The organism is Listeria welshimeri serovar 6b str. SLCC5334 (genome assembly GCF_000060285.1).
Lineage (GTDB): Bacteria > Bacillota > Bacilli > Lactobacillales > Listeriaceae > Listeria > Listeria welshimeri.
Genome location: NC_008555.1, coordinates 966,039 through 981,666 on the forward strand (window position 1 = coordinate 966,039; position 15,628 = coordinate 981,666).

The 15,628-nt window shown below is 35.4% G+C and carries 17 protein-coding genes; 10 read left to right on the top strand and 7 right to left on the bottom strand.

Annotation, left to right across the window (positions count from 1 at the left end):
* The first annotated feature begins 6 nt into the window (after positions 1-6).
* The 6 genes from LWE_RS04785 to htpX all read left to right on the top strand — a co-directional run bounded on the left by LWE_RS04785 (position 7) and on the right by htpX (position 5,731).
* On the top strand, positions 7-729 hold the full coding sequence (locus LWE_RS04785) for a GntR family transcriptional regulator (protein WP_003722779.1): 723 nt from the start codon (positions 7-9) through the stop codon (positions 727-729).
* Positions 730-845: 116 nt separating this feature from the next.
* The gene (locus tag LWE_RS04790) at positions 846-1,901 is read left to right on the top strand and encodes a glycosyltransferase family 4 protein (protein ID WP_011701770.1); all 1,056 of its coding nucleotides are present in this window, start codon (positions 846-848) and stop codon (positions 1,899-1,901) included.
* A gap of 112 nt (positions 1,902-2,013) precedes the next feature.
* Positions 2,014-2,922, top strand: a complete 909-nt coding sequence (locus LWE_RS04795; RefSeq protein ID WP_011701771.1) for a peptidase U32 family protein — start codon at positions 2,014-2,016, stop codon at positions 2,920-2,922.
* Positions 2,923-2,936: 14 nt separating this feature from the next.
* Complete coding sequence (locus LWE_RS04800) at positions 2,937-4,163, top strand: peptidase U32 family protein (RefSeq protein ID WP_011701772.1); 1,227 nt, start codon at positions 2,937-2,939, stop codon at positions 4,161-4,163.
* A gap of 73 nt (positions 4,164-4,236) precedes the next feature.
* Positions 4,237-4,794, top strand: coding sequence for a LemA family protein (locus LWE_RS04805; RefSeq protein ID WP_011701773.1), 558 nt, complete (start codon positions 4,237-4,239; stop codon positions 4,792-4,794).
* A 22-nt stretch (positions 4,795-4,816) separates the two neighbouring features.
* Positions 4,817-5,731, top strand: coding sequence for a zinc metalloprotease HtpX (htpX, locus tag LWE_RS04810; protein ID WP_011701774.1), 915 nt, complete (start codon positions 4,817-4,819; stop codon positions 5,729-5,731).
* Between the two features lie 38 nt (positions 5,732-5,769).
* Here htpX and yjbH read toward each other — a convergent pair whose 3' ends face one another.
* The 3 genes from yjbH to LWE_RS04825 all read right to left on the bottom strand — a co-directional run bounded on the left by yjbH (position 5,770) and on the right by LWE_RS04825 (position 7,903).
* Positions 5,770-6,588: a protease adaptor protein YjbH gene (yjbH, locus tag LWE_RS04815; RefSeq protein ID WP_011701775.1), complete on the bottom strand. Its 819-nt coding sequence runs from the start codon at positions 6,586-6,588 to the stop codon at positions 5,770-5,772.
* A 246-nt stretch (positions 6,589-6,834) separates the two neighbouring features.
* Positions 6,835-7,419, bottom strand: coding sequence for a CYTH domain-containing protein (locus tag LWE_RS04820; RefSeq protein WP_011701776.1), 585 nt, complete (start codon positions 7,417-7,419; stop codon positions 6,835-6,837).
* 16 nt (positions 7,420-7,435) lie between these two features.
* The gene (locus LWE_RS04825; protein WP_011701777.1) at positions 7,436-7,903 is read right to left on the bottom strand and encodes a tetratricopeptide repeat protein; all 468 of its coding nucleotides are present in this window, start codon (positions 7,901-7,903) and stop codon (positions 7,436-7,438) included.
* A gap of 158 nt (positions 7,904-8,061) precedes the next feature.
* Here LWE_RS04825 and LWE_RS04830 point away from each other — a divergent pair, with 158 nt between their 5' ends.
* From LWE_RS04830 to fabI, 4 genes are all read left to right on the top strand, one after another.
* Positions 8,062-8,730, top strand: a complete 669-nt coding sequence (locus LWE_RS04830; RefSeq protein ID WP_011701778.1) for a GTP pyrophosphokinase — start codon at positions 8,062-8,064, stop codon at positions 8,728-8,730.
* Positions 8,731-8,761: 31 nt separating this feature from the next.
* Positions 8,762-9,556: an NAD kinase gene (locus LWE_RS04835; protein ID WP_011701779.1), complete on the top strand. Its 795-nt coding sequence runs from the start codon at positions 8,762-8,764 to the stop codon at positions 9,554-9,556.
* Positions 9,557-9,574: 18 nt separating this feature from the next.
* Positions 9,575-10,465, top strand: coding sequence for an RluA family pseudouridine synthase (locus LWE_RS04840; RefSeq protein ID WP_011701780.1), 891 nt, complete (start codon positions 9,575-9,577; stop codon positions 10,463-10,465).
* Between the two features lie 77 nt (positions 10,466-10,542).
* A complete protein-coding gene (fabI, locus tag LWE_RS04845) occupies positions 10,543-11,331 on the top strand; it encodes an enoyl-ACP reductase FabI (protein ID WP_011701781.1) in 789 nt (262 codons plus the stop codon).
* A 34-nt stretch (positions 11,332-11,365) separates the two neighbouring features.
* Here fabI and dltD read toward each other — a convergent pair whose 3' ends face one another.
* Genes dltD through dltA form a run of 4 tightly spaced genes read right to left on the bottom strand, consistent with a single transcriptional unit; the run spans position 11,366 to position 15,617 of the window.
* Positions 11,366-12,640, bottom strand: a complete 1,275-nt coding sequence (gene dltD / locus LWE_RS04850; protein WP_011701782.1) for a D-alanyl-lipoteichoic acid biosynthesis protein DltD — start codon at positions 12,638-12,640, stop codon at positions 11,366-11,368.
* Positions 12,640-12,876: a D-alanine--poly(phosphoribitol) ligase subunit DltC gene (gene dltC / locus LWE_RS04855; protein ID WP_011701783.1), complete on the bottom strand. Its 237-nt coding sequence runs from the start codon at positions 12,874-12,876 to the stop codon at positions 12,640-12,642. The genes dltD and dltC overlap by 1 nt, the downstream gene beginning before the upstream one ends.
* A 24-nt stretch (positions 12,877-12,900) precedes the next feature.
* Positions 12,901-14,085, bottom strand: a complete 1,185-nt coding sequence (dltB, locus tag LWE_RS04860) for a D-alanyl-lipoteichoic acid biosynthesis protein DltB (protein ID WP_011701784.1) — start codon at positions 14,083-14,085, stop codon at positions 12,901-12,903.
* Positions 14,085-15,617, bottom strand: a complete 1,533-nt coding sequence (gene dltA / locus LWE_RS04865; RefSeq protein ID WP_011701785.1) for a D-alanine--poly(phosphoribitol) ligase subunit DltA — start codon at positions 15,615-15,617, stop codon at positions 14,085-14,087. The genes dltB and dltA overlap by 1 nt, the downstream gene beginning before the upstream one ends.
* Positions 15,618-15,628: the final 11 nt, after the last annotated feature.

A 15,628-nucleotide genomic window follows, 5' to 3' on the forward strand; every position in this document is an offset into this window, starting at 1 on the left:
GGGGAAATGATCGATAAACAATCAGGAATACCGATTTACATTCAGATTCAAAGTGAAATTAAAAAGAAAATGGAAGATGGCGTCTGGAAAGTTGGGACATCTATTCCGGCTGAACGTCAACTTGCTGAAATGTTTCATGTTAGCCGAATGACTGTAAGACAAGCTATTCAAGGGCTAGTGGATGATAATATTTTACAAAGACGAGTTGGTGCTGGAACTTTTATTGCGGAAAAGAAATTAACGGAACGATTAGAAGCGGTTACGAGTTTTACGAATTTGATGTTACAAGAAGGAAAAGTCCCTTCGACGCGAATCGTATCATATGGTATTCGTCCGGCAAGTACGCAAGAACAAGAAGCACTCCAACTACCTGAAAATAGCAATGTGATGAAGATAGAACGGATTCGTTACGGCGACCGTGTTCCAATTCTTTATGAAGTTGCTGCCATTCCAGAAAAAATTGCTTCACTGCTAACAAAGGAAGACATCATGGATTCCCTTTATAAAGCGATTGAATTAAAACTTGGTCAACCAATTGGAGAAGCAGAGCAAATCATGGAAGCTTCTTTAGTATCGGAAAAAATTGCGCCATATCTAGATGTGAAACTCGGATCACCAGTTATGAAACTCAGGCAGATTACAACATTAGAAGACGGTCGACCATTTGAATTTACGCGTTCCCAATATGTAGGTAGTAGATTTCAATTTGTAGCTAGGATTAAACAATAAATAAAAAGCTTGAGGCGGGTTCTATGCTTCAAGCTTTTTCTTAATGGTTTTCATTGTCTTTTTGCTAATAAAAAAGTATAATGGGATGAGTAAAAAGTTTGCGGGGAGGACTAGCCATGAGCTGGATGATTATTTGTATATGTTTTGGCGTGTCCGTGTTACTTACACCGCTAATTCGAAAAATAGCACTTTATTTTGATATTACTGATAAACCTGATCAACGTCGTATCAATATTAAACCAATTCCTAGTTTAGGTGGGTTAGCGATTTTTATCAGTTTTGTCATTGGAATGTTTTTACTTCCAATTGAAAACGAATTCTTATGGCCACTATTGATTGCAGCTTTTGTTATGGTTTTAACTGGCTTATTAGATGATATTATGGAGTTTAAAGCGAGATATAAATTAATCGGGCAAATATTGGCAGCTTTTATTATTGTTTTTTGGGGCAATATTAGTATTGATTTTATCAACTTACCATTTGGTGGAGAAATTCATTTTGGGGTATTAAGTATCCCGCTAACAATTATTTGGATTGTAGCGATTACGAATGCAATTAATCTTATCGATGGACTTGATGGACTTGCTGCTGGGGTTTCCACTATCGCATTACTAACTATTTTAGGAATGGCATTTATTATGGGCGATGTTTTAGTTATTATGATTGCAAGTGTACTTATTGCGGGAACGCTTGGATTTTTACCATATAACTTCAATCCTGCTAAAATTTTCATGGGGGATACGGGCGCGCTTTTTTTAGGATTTATCATTTCTATCTTATCTGTTATGGGATTCAAAAATGTTACATTTATCTCATTAATAGTTCCGATTTTGATTTTAGGCGTACCAATTTCTGATACCATCTTTGCTATTATAAGAAGAATGGTAACGAAACAACCAATTGCAATGGCTGATAAATCACATTTACATCATTGTTTATTACGACTTGGTTTTACCCATCGACAAACAGTTATTTTAATTTATGCGATTGCGGCTTTGTTTTCTTTATTTGCTTTCATTTTTACCATGTCGACGCTTTGGGGATCGATGATTTTAATTGGCGTATTATTAGTCTTAATTGAAGTATTAATTGAAACACTTGGGCTAGTTGGAAGCACATATCGTCCATTGCTTAATTTATTCAAAATTACTAAAGAAGATAAAATAGATTAGAGATTAGTTGCTTAAGCTAGTCTCTTTTTTTATGCCAAAATTCTTATTGAGTAACAAGTCTTCTTGTGATACATTTATCAAGTAACGTTTTTTGTAGAAATGAGGAGAAAACATGGAAATCATTGCGACAGCAGATTCAATGACTCAAGCTGAAAAATTGCTTCGCGCGGGGGTAGACAGATTATATATAGGTAATAGCCAATTTGGTTTAAGGTTACCTCATTCGTTTTCTGTCGAAGAATTACATGAAATAGTTCATTTAGCGCATGAACAAAAGAAAAAAGTAACTATAGCAGTAAATTCGTTAATGCATAACGAACATATGGAAGAGTTACCAGCATTTTTAGAAGAACTTGCTGAAATGAAAGTAGATGCAGTAGCTTGTGGCGATCCTGGTGCGATTATGCTTTTAAGTGAAATGAACCGACCGATACCGTTTATTTATGATGCTCAGACATTTGTTACTAGTGCAGAACAAATCTCGTTTTGGGAGAAACAAGGAGCAATTGGGGCGGTACTTGCTAGAGAATTAACAGAGGGTGAGATAAAAGCTATTGCCGAAAGCCTTCCTATTCCTGTGGAAGTACTGGTCCACGGTCCAACTTGTATTCATCAATCTAAACGGAAATTAGTAACTAACTATCAACGAATTGTTGAAATGGAAGATGATACTTCAAAGGAACGCGGTCTTTATTTGCGTGAACCTAATGATGAAACTAGCCAATTGCCTATCTACGAGGATGAATCAGGAACGCATATTTTTGCTTCCGAGGATGTTTCTCTTGTGCCTTATTTGGCAGATTTATATGAAACGGGCTTGCAAACTTGGAAACTAGATGGTGTTTTAGCTGAATCAGATAACTTTGTTCAAATTGCTGCTTTATTTGTTGAGGCAAAAGAAGCTATTATAGAGGGGCAATTTGTTGCAGAGTATTTTGTGAACAAGTTAACGGAATTACAGCCTAAAACAAGAAAACTTGATGCTGGTTTTTACTTGAAAAATCCGGATGATGTGAAATAGGAGGAATAGTTTTTATGAGTAGGATTTTAAAAAAACCTGAAGTACTAGCTCCTGCTGGTAATTTAGAAAAATTAAAAATTGCCATTCGTTACGGTGCGGATGCGGTTTATATTGGTGGTCAAGCATTCGGGCTTCGTTCTCGTGCTGGAAATTTTAGTTTTGAAGAAATGAAGTTAGGTATCGCTTTTGCGCATGACCATAATGCAAAAGTTTATGTTGCTGCCAATATGGTTGCACATGCTGGAGATACGGAAGGTGCTGGTGAATTTTTCCGGACATTACGTGATATTGGAATTGATGCAGTAATTGTTTCTGATCCAGCTTTAATTAGTATTTGTTTTCAAGACGCTCCGGGTTTACCAGTTCATTTATCTACGCAGGCTTCTGCTACAAACTATAAAACACTAGAGTTTTGGAAAAAACAAGGATTAGAACGAGTAGTTCTTGCTCGTGAAGTGAGTATGCAAGAAATCCAAGAAATTGGAGAAAAAACGGATGTTGAAATGGAAGCTTTCATTCATGGTGCCATGTGTATTTCTTATTCTGGTCGATGCACTTTATCGAACCATATGGCGAACCGAGATGCCAATCGTGGCGGTTGTGCACAAAGTTGCCGCTGGAAATATGACTTATTTGAAATTGATAATGGAATTTCTAAAAACTTAGTGGATGAGGATGAAGAACCTTTTTCAATGAGTGCTGTAGATTTATCCATGATTAAATATATTCCAGATATGGTCAATGCTGGAGTAGATAGTTTGAAAATTGAAGGACGTATGAAATCCATTCATTATGTTTCCACTGTAGCGAGCGTTTACCGACGTGCTGTGGATGCTTACTGTGAAGATCCAGAGAACTATGTGTTTGATCCAGCTTGGGAAGATGAATTATGGAAAGTAGCTCAGCGCGAATTGTCGACAGGCTTTTTCTATAAAGAGCCAACTGAAGATGAACAATTATTTGGGAAAACAAGAAAAATCCCTCAATACGCTTTTGCAGCTCAAGTTCTTGAGTATGACGAGGAAACTAAAATAGCTACTTTGCAACAACGGAATAATTTTGGTGTGGGAGAAGAAATTGAATTTTATGGACCTGGTGATACTGGATTTAAGCAAGTAGTCGAAGTACTTTGGAACGAAGACGGGGTAGAAATTGACCGTGCTCCGAATGCAATGATGACAATAAAAATGCCCGTAGATAAGCCAGTTAAGCCATTTTACTTTATGAGAAAGAAAAAATAAAAATAGTAGGATTGTCGGCTACACCTTAAGTAAGGTATAATAGATTTACTACATGAGAAGGAGGAGATTAATTATGATAGGATGGATTATCGCAATTGCTGTTGTAGTTATTTTAGTATTGATTTATTTCGGTCTATACAACAGTCTTGTTAAATACCGTAACCGTGTTGATGAAACTTGGGCGCAAATTGATGTACAATTAAAACGTAGATTTGACTTGATTCCTAATTTAGTTGAAACAGTTAAAGGGTATGCGAAACATGAAAATGAAACATTAACACAAGTAATCGAAGCTCGTAATAAAATGATGGAGGTTCCTGCTGACAATCGACAAGGTCAAATTGAAGCAGATAATATGTTAAGTGGAGCGCTTAAATCTATTTTTGCATTAGGTGAAGCTTATCCTGACTTAAAAGCAAATACTTCTTTTATTGAATTACAACATGAATTAACTACTACTGAAAATAAAGTAGCTTATTCACGTCAACTTTATAACACAACTGTAATGACTTACAACACTAAAGTACAATCTGTACCAACAAATATTGTAGCTAAACTGCATAACTTTACTGAACGTGAAATGCTCTCTATTCCAGAAGTAGAACGTGTTGCACCAAAAGTAGAGTTTTAAGCCATGAAGGAGAGCGGAAATCATGCTATTTGAACAAATTGCAGCAAATAAACGAAAAACTGTTTTTATCGTAATTGGCTTTTTTATTTTCGTTCTAATGGTTGGTGCTGCTATTGGTATAATTGTTTGGAATAATTATCTGAATGGGCTTATATTAGCAGCAGTGATTGGTGCATTTTATATTTTGATAATGGTTATGACTAGTTCTTCCGTTGTAATGGCGATGAATCGTGCGAAAAGAATCACATCAAAAGAACAAGCACCTGTTTTATGGGACACCGTGGAAAGTATGGCGATGGTTGCTAGTATTCCGATGCCAAAAGTATATATTATGAATGATTTAAGTCTAAATGCTTTTTCGGCAGGTATTTCTCCTGAAAAAGGGGCAGTAGCTGTTACGCAAGGATTACTAGATAATTTAGAACGCTATGAATTAGAGGGCGTTATTGCTCACGAAGTTTCTCATATACGCAACTATGATATCCGTTTGTCAACAATCTCCATTGCGCTAGTAGCCGTAATTGCTATTCTAAGTGATTTAGCTATGCGAATGATTTTCTGGGGAAGTGTAACAGGTAGTAGAAATAATCGGAAAAATGATAATAACAGTGGAGGCGGCGCTCAGTTAATAATATATATTGTAGCACTTGTCTTTGTTGTTTTAGCACCTATTATTGCTACTGCAATCCAGTTCGCTTTATCAAGAAATAGAGAATATTTAGCGGATGCAAGCGCAATTGAATTGACACGGAATCCAGATGGACTGATCCAAGCATTACAAAAAGTTAGCGGTGATACGAAAAAAATGAAAGAAGTAAGTGCTTCTAGTGAATCCATTTACTTCTCATCACCTTTGAAGTCAAAAAAAGATAAACCAGGTATTTTTGATTCCCATCCGCCTATTAGTTCAAGAATCGAGCGTTTGGAAAATATGTAAAAAAAAAGTAGCAACCTAGGAATGGGTTGCTACTTTTTTTATAATGTGCCGATATATTTCCAGTGAGGTTGTCCTTCTGGGGCGTCAATTAATTCTACAATTTGTTGAAGGCGCCATTTCTTCATTTGGCGTTCGATTTGTTGCTCTGAAACACCATAGAAAGCAGCCATCGAAGCGGAAGATGTAACTTTTACTTTAGCTAAATATTCTTCCATTTGGGGGCGTTCTTCTGGTTCAGGAAAATCATTTAAGAGTTCGGATAAAACATGTACATAAACTTCATAACGATGAAGTCCACTTAGTTTCAGTCCAGCATCTTCTATATTTTTATTGAAAAAGACTACTGTCGGGTTTTCGAGGATTTCCATTTCTTGTGCTACTTTTTGGTCACCAATATAGGCACGTTTAGCAGCTGTAGAAGCTAAGTCTTTTTTAAATTCGGAAAGGTCAAGACCCGTCGAAACAGCAATATCATACAGTACTTCTTCACTAGCTATATCTTTGTTTTCAAGAAAATAAGCTTCTTGGATTTTACGTAAGAAAGTGATGCCTTGTTTTTTTCCTTGAAGTTCAGCAGCTTTGACGGCAAGACAAGAAATATAGGAAAGGTGCGCCCCTATTTGTTGTTCTTTTAAGCTTAGGTTACTATTTCCAGCTCGCTTTTGTTTACAAACAAATGTCTGCAAATTATTATGCAAAACATAGCGCAATTTAAAATAGTTTCCATACTCCATTTGTAAACGGAGCATATTCGCTTCAATATTCCAACAGTCATCACAAGCTGGATCAAAAAACAAATAAATCTCGATGGGCTTGGAATTAGCAACTGACTGATAATATAAATTTTGGTTAATCATTTGTTATCACCTGATTTTCAAATTCTAAATATCTATAAACAGATACTCATTTTAATGTACCAGTGTGAAAAGAAATAATTCACTACAAAGTAAAAGCTGATACAAAATTTAGTTTTGTAACTTATATATCTATTTTATCAGCGTAATGTAAATTTAACAAATAATTGTCATTGACTTAATATATTTATTCGCTGTTATTCAAAAATTTGTGTCATTTAGTAGTAAATGAGTATTGTTTTTAACACTTTATTTATTATCACCATAGATATGATTATAAAAACGAGCCACTTTATTTTCGGCTGGGTGATTAGTTATTTGATATTCTTTCAGCAATTTGTCGAAAATTTCCTTTCCTTTGTCGTAATCGGAAACTTCATACTCTAAATCAAAATCTGAAATCGAACCATAAAAATTTTTATCAAATACAAGTAAGCCTTTTTTATAGTCTTTTTCGGCACGAATCGTTTTAAGCGAACCAAATACTTGCAAATCTTCATGATTGATACCAATTTCTTTTAACATATCTCGAACTTGGCCAACAGGAATATTTGCACCACTAATAATTGCCGTTGCTTGATCGTCTCCTAATATTTGTGTTGTTTCCATTAAACCTCTTGCTTCAGGGGTTTTAAGTGTTAGCTGATACTGCGTTTCTACCTTGCGAATCCGAAGTGCAGAATTGCGTTCTTTTAAACCAAAATTTGCTGTATCCAAATAATAATTAGTTTGTTCAAAGAAATCATCTTCCTTCACTCGAAAATTCTCAACAAGTCTATCGTATTCTTCCTTGGTTAAAAGATTACGGAATTCTATTTCTAGTTCTTTTACCATGAAAATGCATCTCCTTTTAATGAAATGTCGCATCTAAATCTTGCGCATAAAATTGAATTGCTTTTTTATAACTTAAAATATCTTTATCACTAGTCGTGTTTGTTAGTAGTAATATAGCTTCCTGTAAGGCCTCTTTTTCTTGTCCTAAATTATACTTGGTCATAATTGAAAAAATACGTAAAGCATTGTTTTCTGGGAATTCTTGCAATGCTTTTTGAAACAGCAAAGTGGCTTTTTCTGGTGATCCTGTAATACGATAAGTGCTACCAAGACCAATGTAAGCCTCTTTTTTATACGTTTCAGTAAGGCCAAGCGTAAGTGCTTTCTCGTAAAATGGGATAGCGGCATCTTCTTTACCAAGTGCATCATGTGCCCAAGCTGCAAAATAATTTAGTTCAGCGTTTTCTGGGTTTTCTTGTAATGCTGTAAGGGATTTAGCGCGAGCTGTTTCGTAATCGCCATTTTGGAGTAAATTAAGAATCATTTGGACCATCCTTTTCGTTGTTGTTTTAGCTCTTCTGTTTTATTTTAACATGGGATTGAAAAAAAGGTTACTTTTAGCAAGGTGGATTAACTGCTTTTGTGTTAAAATATAACTGATGTTGCATTAATTTAATCATGAATATACTTGAGGTGAGCGATTTGAACCATTGGGAAGACTTTTTAGCGCCTTACAAACAGGCAGTGGAAGAACTGAAAATTAAACTTAAAGGAATGCGTTCGCAGTTTGAGCTTGAAAATAACCATTCACCTATTGAATTTGTAACTGGGCGAGTAAAGCCGGTAGCGAGCATATTAGACAAAGCGAATCAGAAACATATTGCACTAGATCATTTAGTCGAAGAAATGCAGGATATAGCTGGACTACGAATGATGTGTCAATTTGTGGATGATATTGAAGTTGTAGTTCGTCTTTTAAGGCAACGAAATGATTTTCGAATTGTGGAAGAACGTGATTATATTACAAACAAGAAACCCAGTGGATATCGGTCGTATCATGTAGTTATTGAATACCCTGTAGAAACAATTCAAGGGGAGAAGAAAATTTTAGCTGAAATTCAAATAAGAACGTTAGCAATGAATTTTTGGGCTACTATTGAGCATTCCGTAAACTATAAATATCAGGGGGAATTTCCAGAAGCAATCAATAAAAGATTAAAACGTGCTGCTGAGGCGGCTTTTCAACTAGATGAAGAAATGTCGCAGATTCGCGAAGAAATACAAGAAGCGCAAGTCTATTTTTCTCAAAATAAAGATGTATCAAAGGATAAAAAAGCGGTACATCCAGTAATGCCAAAGAAAAATAAGTAATAAGACGTAGGAATAGGGGCGAATAGAAATAATGAAATATATGATTACTTCAAAAGGGGACGAAAAGTCTGATTTACTGCGATTAAACATGATTGCAGGTTTTGGGGAATATGATATGGAATATGATGATATAGAACCTGAAATCGTTATTTCTATTGGCGGGGATGGAACTTTTCTGGCTGCTTTCCATCAATATGAAGAACGGTTAGATGAGATAGCATTCATCGGTATCCATACGGGACATCTTGGTTTTTACGCGGATTGGAGACCAGCTGAGGCGAATAAATTAGTGAAGCTTTTGGCAAAAGGTGAATACCAAAAAGTATCTTATCCACTTCTTAAAACTACAGTAAAATACGGTGTTGGTAAAAAAGAAGCAGAATATTTAGCGCTAAATGAGTCAACTGTAAAAAGTTCAGGTGGACCTTTTGTTGTTGATGTTGTAATTAATGACCTTCATTTTGAACGATTCCGTGGTGATGGGCTTTGTATGTCGACACCAAGCGGAACGACCGCCTATAATAAATCGCTTGGAGGAGCGTTAATGCATCCTTCTATTGAAGCAATGCAATTAACGGAAATGGCATCTATTAATAACCGTGTGTATCGTACAATTGGTAGCCCGTTAGTTTTTCCGAAGCACCATATTGTAAGTTTGCAACCGGTAAACGATAAAGATTTTCAAATTTCAGTGGACCATTTAAGTATTTTGCATCGTGATGTTCAAGAAATTCGCTATGAAGTATCTCCAAAGAAAATTCAATTTGCGAGATTTAGATCATTTCCGTTTTGGCGTCGAGTGCACGATTCATTTATTGAAGATTAAGCTAGCAGGAGGAAGCATGTGTTTTTAGAATGGCAAGTAGAAAATGAAGAAGATGGATTATTGCTTAGAACTTTTCTTAGAAGTAAACATATTTCCAAGCAGTTATTAACTGCAGTAAAATTTAGCGCTGATGGTAAAATTGAAGTTAATCGGACGGAACAAAACGTACTTTATCAAGTACAAACTGGTGACAATGTTCGCTTAACTTTTCCGACTGAGCAACAAAATGAGCGGTTGCTTGCGGAATATACGAAATTAGAAGTAATTTTTGAAGATGATTTTTTATTAATTATAAATAAACCTGCGGGCATGGCTTCCATTCCTTCTCAGTATCACCCGAGTGGCTCTGTCGCAAACTTTGTCAAAGGGCATTACGAAGCGCAAGGCCTTACAAGTGCAATTCATATTGTCACAAGGCTTGATCGAGATACTTCTGGTCTTATGTTGATTGCGAAAAATAGATTTGCTCATGCTAGACTGAGCACTTTTTTACAACAAGGTTTATTGAAAAGACGATACCAAGCTCTTACATCAGGAGTTTTGCAGGAAGAAGCTGGGTCGATTGAAGCACCGATAGGACGTAAAGAAGTGAGCATTATGGAGCGTTTTGTGACTCCAGAAGGAAAATATGCAAAAACAAATTATGAAGTCTTAAAACGCTATAGAGGCTTTGATCATGTAGCGATTCAACTGGAAACTGGGCGAACACATCAAATCCGTGTCCATTTTTCTTATATTGGGCATCCACTTATTGGGGATGATATGTACGGAGGGGACACCAGTATGTTACAACGTCAAGCACTTCATTCTTGTCATCTTCATTTAGTTCATCCAGTTACAGAAGAATATATGGCTTTTGATTTAGCTTTACCTGACGATTTGGAAGAGATAATTCAAAAATCGGAGTAATAAGAGTTTGAAAAAGTTATTTGGTCATGTAAAATGAAAGAAGCGAACAAATCGCATCAATTTTAGGAGGAAAGAACATGAATTTATCATTAGAGGGAAAAACATATGTTGTAATGGGAGTTGCTAATAAGCGTAGTATTGCTTGGGCGATTGCGCGTTCATTAAATGAAGCAGGAGCAAAACTAGTATTTACATATGCCGATGATCGGGCGAAAAAAAGTATTACTGAACTTGTACCATCATTAAACGAAATAAATCAAGAACCACTTATTCTCGCATGTGATGTAACGAGTGAGGAGGCTATTACAGCAACATTTGAAACAATTAAAAATGAAGTAGGTCAACTTAGCGGTTTAGCACATTGTATTGCATTTGCTAATAAAGATTACTTAACGGGTGATTATTTAGAAGTAGATCGCAAAAGCTTTTTACAAGCGCATGAAATTAGTGCATACTCGTTTACAGCGGTGGCTCGGGCGTTAAAACATTTAGAAATGCTAACAGAAGACGCAAGTTTACTAACGCTGACTTATCTTGGTGGTGAACGTGTGGTAGAAAACTATAACATTATGGGTGTTGCGAAAGCTTCTCTTGATGCAAGTGTTAGATACCTTGCAATGGACTTAGGAGCTATTGGTGTTCGTGTCAATGCTATTTCTGCTGGACCAATTAGAACAGTTTCTGCGCGTGGTGTTAGTGGCTTCTCTGATTCCATCTCCCTTGTAGAAGAAAGAGCACCTCTAAAACGTGCTACTCAAGCGGAAGAAGTTGGAGATACTGCTTATTACTTATTCAGTAATTTATCTAGGGGCGTTACAGGTGAAGTAATTCATGTGGATAGCGGTTATCATATTATTGGATTCTAATAAGAATTAAAAAAATCCAAAAGTAGTCTTAAAACTACTTTTGGATTTTTTTGTGTTCTTGTTTAGGATGATTTTTCATATAAAATTCATCTGCTGTTGGGGTATAGTTTGTCTGAACAGGTTCTTTTACAAAATCGGCTAGTACTTTGTCAATTTGTACCCAACCACGCCAACTTAAATGAATCGTATCTTCTAGATAGTATGGATCATTTTGATACTGTTCTAGAGAAAAATATTTGAACCCTTGGCTTTCGATTTGTTGTTTTGTTTTGGCATAATATTTGTCTAAGCCTTGTTTATCCATACCTATATAATCTACCCATTTACCATTAATTGGCGGGTTAATAAAAATAACATCGGCTCCAACTTTTTTGAAAGCATCCATTAATAATTGTAAGTCACCATACTCAGGAGATTCATCATAGCTTAAATTTTTCCTACTATCTTTTAATTTAGCTTCAATTGGTTTGATTTTTTTCTCATAATATTTTTCTTTGACATGAAAAGGATTATTTCCAATGTTTTTTTGCCCGGTTTCTTTTGCTAAATCATCCAAATGTTGATAATCCAATTTTTCAGGAAGTGATTTTAGTTCTTTGTCTATACGATTTTGTTTAGAACCAGTAATGAATTTTGATTCTAAATCGTCTTTTCGTTCTAATATCTTAAGTTCAAGGTTGCCAGCCATTGTTGTTAGTTTAGGATCATGTGGTTTTTTAGGACCTTTTGTAATGATATTTTCTAATAAGTTTTTTAAAGTTTCATCACTTTGAACTACTTGAAAGCTCAATAATCTTTCTGCTGCATATCTACGCTCTGGTGTGTTTTTAGTATCTTCAAGTGCAAATTTGTAAGCATGCAAGGGAGAGAAATTGGCTCCAAATGACGGCTCTGAAACCCCTTTAGGTTGGAACCATTGAGGTGATAATACTACTACAACTTTTTTACCTTTTAAACTATCACCAAGAGCATTAACATCTAGAAAATGGCTTAATGATTGAGTACCAGGACGCCCAAGAAGAAATGGTGTATATCCCTGTTTGTATTTTTTTGATACGACGCTAGGATGAAATTGGTCGACACGAGAAAGCTCAGAAGAACCATATATAGGTAAATAATTACCTTCTTTTAAAGCTTCTTTTTGAATGTCTAGGCCTTGGATGACGTTTTCGTTCATAGATGTAGCACTTTTTTCTACAGTCTCAGATGAAACGTGGGAGAATAAACTGCTTGGTCCGAAAAGAACGAAAAGGAAAACCGCGAATGCGACCAATAAAGGTCCAAATGTCATCCACAGCTTTTTTTTCATTATTTTAGCGCCTCGAGTTGTGTAATAATCATTTCAGGAGTAGCCCATTCGTCGCGGTCAAATTCTGAAACGGGTACAGTAATATCTAATTTTTCTTCAATTTCAATTAAAAGTTGAACTGTTGCCATGGAATCGAGCAATCCTTCATCAAATAATTTAATATTTGTATTTTGTACTACTTCTTCAGTTTCTGTAATTTCTTCTAATATTTCTAATACATTTTCACGAAAAGCCATTTAAATTACCACCTTTAGTTAGTTTTAAAAATTAATTTTATCTAAAATTCCTGAGAAAATCAGGAACCCGAAACATACAAAATGGAACGTTATGATGACACTAATTACATAAGTTACTTTATTTTTTGGATAAATTTTATGTTTCTTATTGAAGCGTTCAAAGAGGTCGAATCCTACAATTAACGCAGCTTGGTAAAGTCCGTACACGATGTAATACCAGTGAAGACCGTGCCAAACTCCCATGATGAAGAAGTTTACAAAATAAGCCAAGTAGGCAATAGTAAACTTGCTTTTAAACCATTTCTTTTTTGTTAACCAAAAAACAAAACGCATAAAAACATAATCGCGGAACCAGAAGGAAAGTGTCATATGCCAACGATTCCAGAACTCTTTAATATTTCGAGCTGCAAAGGGTTTGTTAAAGTTCATAGGTGTTTCTATTCCTAATAAATAACTGACACCAACTGCAAAAGCACTATATCCAGCAAAATCAAAGAACAAATACATACTATAGGCATACATATAACCGAATAAGCTAAGTTTGGTATCAACATGATGCGTAATTGCAACGTCGAGAGGAATAACAAAATGTTTATTTACTAAGTATGCAATAATAAATTTGTATAAAAAACCAAGGAAAATAAGGAAGATTCCTCGATTTAATAGTGCCACATAGGCTTCTTTACTAGGCGGATTATCAACATTTTTTTTAAAACGTCGGAACCGGTCAATTGGTCCAGATGAAATAGTTGGGAAAAATAGTAAGAAGTTGACAAAATCCCATGCGTTATATTGCTTAATTAAATTATCACGTATTTCGATAATCATTTGTGCTGCTTTAAAGGTTAAGTATGAAATCCCAAGGAAACCAACCATAGTTACATGGTCTCCTAATATGGGAACAACTTTAGATATAACAAGCGGGAGGATAGACAAAATTACTGCAATAACGAAGACGCCGCCGTGATTCTGTTTGCGCTCCTGCCTGTAGTGGAAATAGAGTCGAACGAGAGCAAGTTGCCAAAAAACGAAAAATATAAAAGTAATCGCTTGGACAGTACTTGCTGAAAATAAAAAGTATAAAAATACTAGAGTGACAAAAGCATTATAAATCGGTAGTCTTTTTCCTAACAAACCAGCTACTATGATAGGAAGTAAAAATAGAAGAAGTACCCCAAAATAAAGAATTGTACCGTATGGTGTGCTCACTATTTGTTAACCTCTTGATTAAGAGCTTTTCGGTCAATTTTGCCATTCATTGTTAACGGGAATTCCGTTTTATAAATCCATTTTCGTGGAATCATATATGTTGGCATAAATTCTTTTAATTCATTTTTGATTGCTGCACTTAGCTGGTATTCTTTTGTGAAATCGTTTGGGGATGGAATAACTTGAGCCACTAACATATCGACTTTTCCATCTTTCATCTTTGGAATAATAGCGCAGTTTTGGATAAGACTTACTTTTTTTAGATTATTTTCAATATCTTCTAGTTCGATACGATAACCATGTAATTTAATTTGGAAATCTAGGCGGCCTTGGAAAAATAAGTAACCGTCTTTAATGATACCTGAATCACCTGTATGATAAGCTTGGTAGCCTTTATAATCAAAGAATACTTGATCTGTTTTCTCTGGTTCGTTTAAGTATCCTTTAGAAACACTTGCGCCGATAAGGACAATTTCACCTTTTTCGCCATCCGGTAAGACATCACCAGTTTCTTGATCGATAATGTGTAATCGCATGTCTGGCTTAATTACACCAAGTGGTAAACTTGGATAAGCGTCAATTAGTTCAGCTGTTATTCTCACTTGTGTGACGGCAACAGTTGCTTCTGTTGGACCATAAGTATTATAAATCACTGCATCCGGAAAACGAACGAGCAATTCACGCGCTGTTTTCTTAGCAAGTACTTCACCACAAAATAAGAATCGTGTTAAATTAGGGTTGTTTTCTTGATTAAAGTTTGGGTCTAATAAGCACAAATCTGCGAAAGAAGGTGTAGAAACCCATACATCAAAACTTTGAGCGGGAATTTCATGGTATAAATCCTTTAAGTTAGATGTGATTGTTTTATCCATCGGCACAAGAGTTCCGCCAGATAATAAACAAGGATATAAATCCATGACAGATAAATCAAAAGAAAATGGTGCTTGGTTTAAAAACCGTAATCCTTGTTGTAAAGAGAAATCTTGCAAAATCCAGTTGCTAAAGCTTACTAAATTATTTTGGCTAATTTGAACACCTTTTGGATTTCCTGTACTTCCAGAAGTATAAATAATATAGTAGTTATCATCATTTTTTACACAGGATGTTGGATCTGGTTTTTCATCAAAATGTTTTTCTAAAGCATCTACTAAATTTTCTGCATTTAAAACCGGACAATCAGTTATTGTAAGGTTTTCTGGCAACTCTTCTGTACAAATAAATAGCGCTGGATCAGCTGCTTTTTTTATTTGCTCTATACGTTCAACTGGCATAGAAAAATCTACTGGAACATAGGCACGACCAGATTTGATTGCTCCTAAAAAAGCAATAATCATTAGTGGAGACATATGTCCATAAACGATAATAGGTTTTTCTTTATCAGTTTTTAAATTTTTTAATAAGTAGGAGCCAAGTGCATCGGATTGACGTTTCAGTTCTTTATAGGAAAGACGTGTTCCAGCATATTCATAGCAAGGGAAATCCGGCGTCTTCTCTGCCCAGGCATCAATTCTCTCTATAATACTTGTTGTCATCATTGATATTC

Coding starts and splice junctions, on each gene's coding strand:
- LWE_RS04785 (WP_003722779.1), top strand. CDS start 7: ATGATCGATAAACAATCAGGAATACCGATTTACATTCAGATTCAAAGT.
- LWE_RS04790 (WP_011701770.1), top strand. CDS start 846: ATGAGCTGGATGATTATTTGTATATGTTTTGGCGTGTCCGTGTTACTT.
- LWE_RS04795 (WP_011701771.1), top strand. CDS start 2,014: ATGGAAATCATTGCGACAGCAGATTCAATGACTCAAGCTGAAAAATTG.
- LWE_RS04800 (WP_011701772.1), top strand. CDS start 2,937: ATGAGTAGGATTTTAAAAAAACCTGAAGTACTAGCTCCTGCTGGTAAT.
- LWE_RS04805 (WP_011701773.1), top strand. CDS start 4,237: ATGATAGGATGGATTATCGCAATTGCTGTTGTAGTTATTTTAGTATTG.
- htpX (WP_011701774.1), top strand. CDS start 4,817: ATGCTATTTGAACAAATTGCAGCAAATAAACGAAAAACTGTTTTTATC.
- yjbH (WP_011701775.1), bottom strand. CDS start 6,588: ATGATTAACCAAAATTTATATTATCAGTCAGTTGCTAATTCCAAGCCC.
- LWE_RS04820 (WP_011701776.1), bottom strand. CDS start 7,419: ATGGTAAAAGAACTAGAAATAGAATTCCGTAATCTTTTAACCAAGGAA.
- LWE_RS04825 (WP_011701777.1), bottom strand. CDS start 7,903: ATGATTCTTAATTTACTCCAAAATGGCGATTACGAAACAGCTCGCGCT.
- LWE_RS04835 (WP_011701779.1), top strand. CDS start 8,762: ATGAAATATATGATTACTTCAAAAGGGGACGAAAAGTCTGATTTACTG.
- fabI (WP_011701781.1), top strand. CDS start 10,543: ATGAATTTATCATTAGAGGGAAAAACATATGTTGTAATGGGAGTTGCT.
- dltD (WP_011701782.1), bottom strand. CDS start 12,640: ATGAAAAAAAAGCTGTGGATGACATTTGGACCTTTATTGGTCGCATTC.
- dltC (WP_011701783.1), bottom strand. CDS start 12,876: ATGGCTTTTCGTGAAAATGTATTAGAAATATTAGAAGAAATTACAGAA.
- dltA (WP_011701785.1), bottom strand. CDS start 15,617: ATGACAACAAGTATTATAGAGAGAATTGATGCCTGGGCAGAGAAGACG.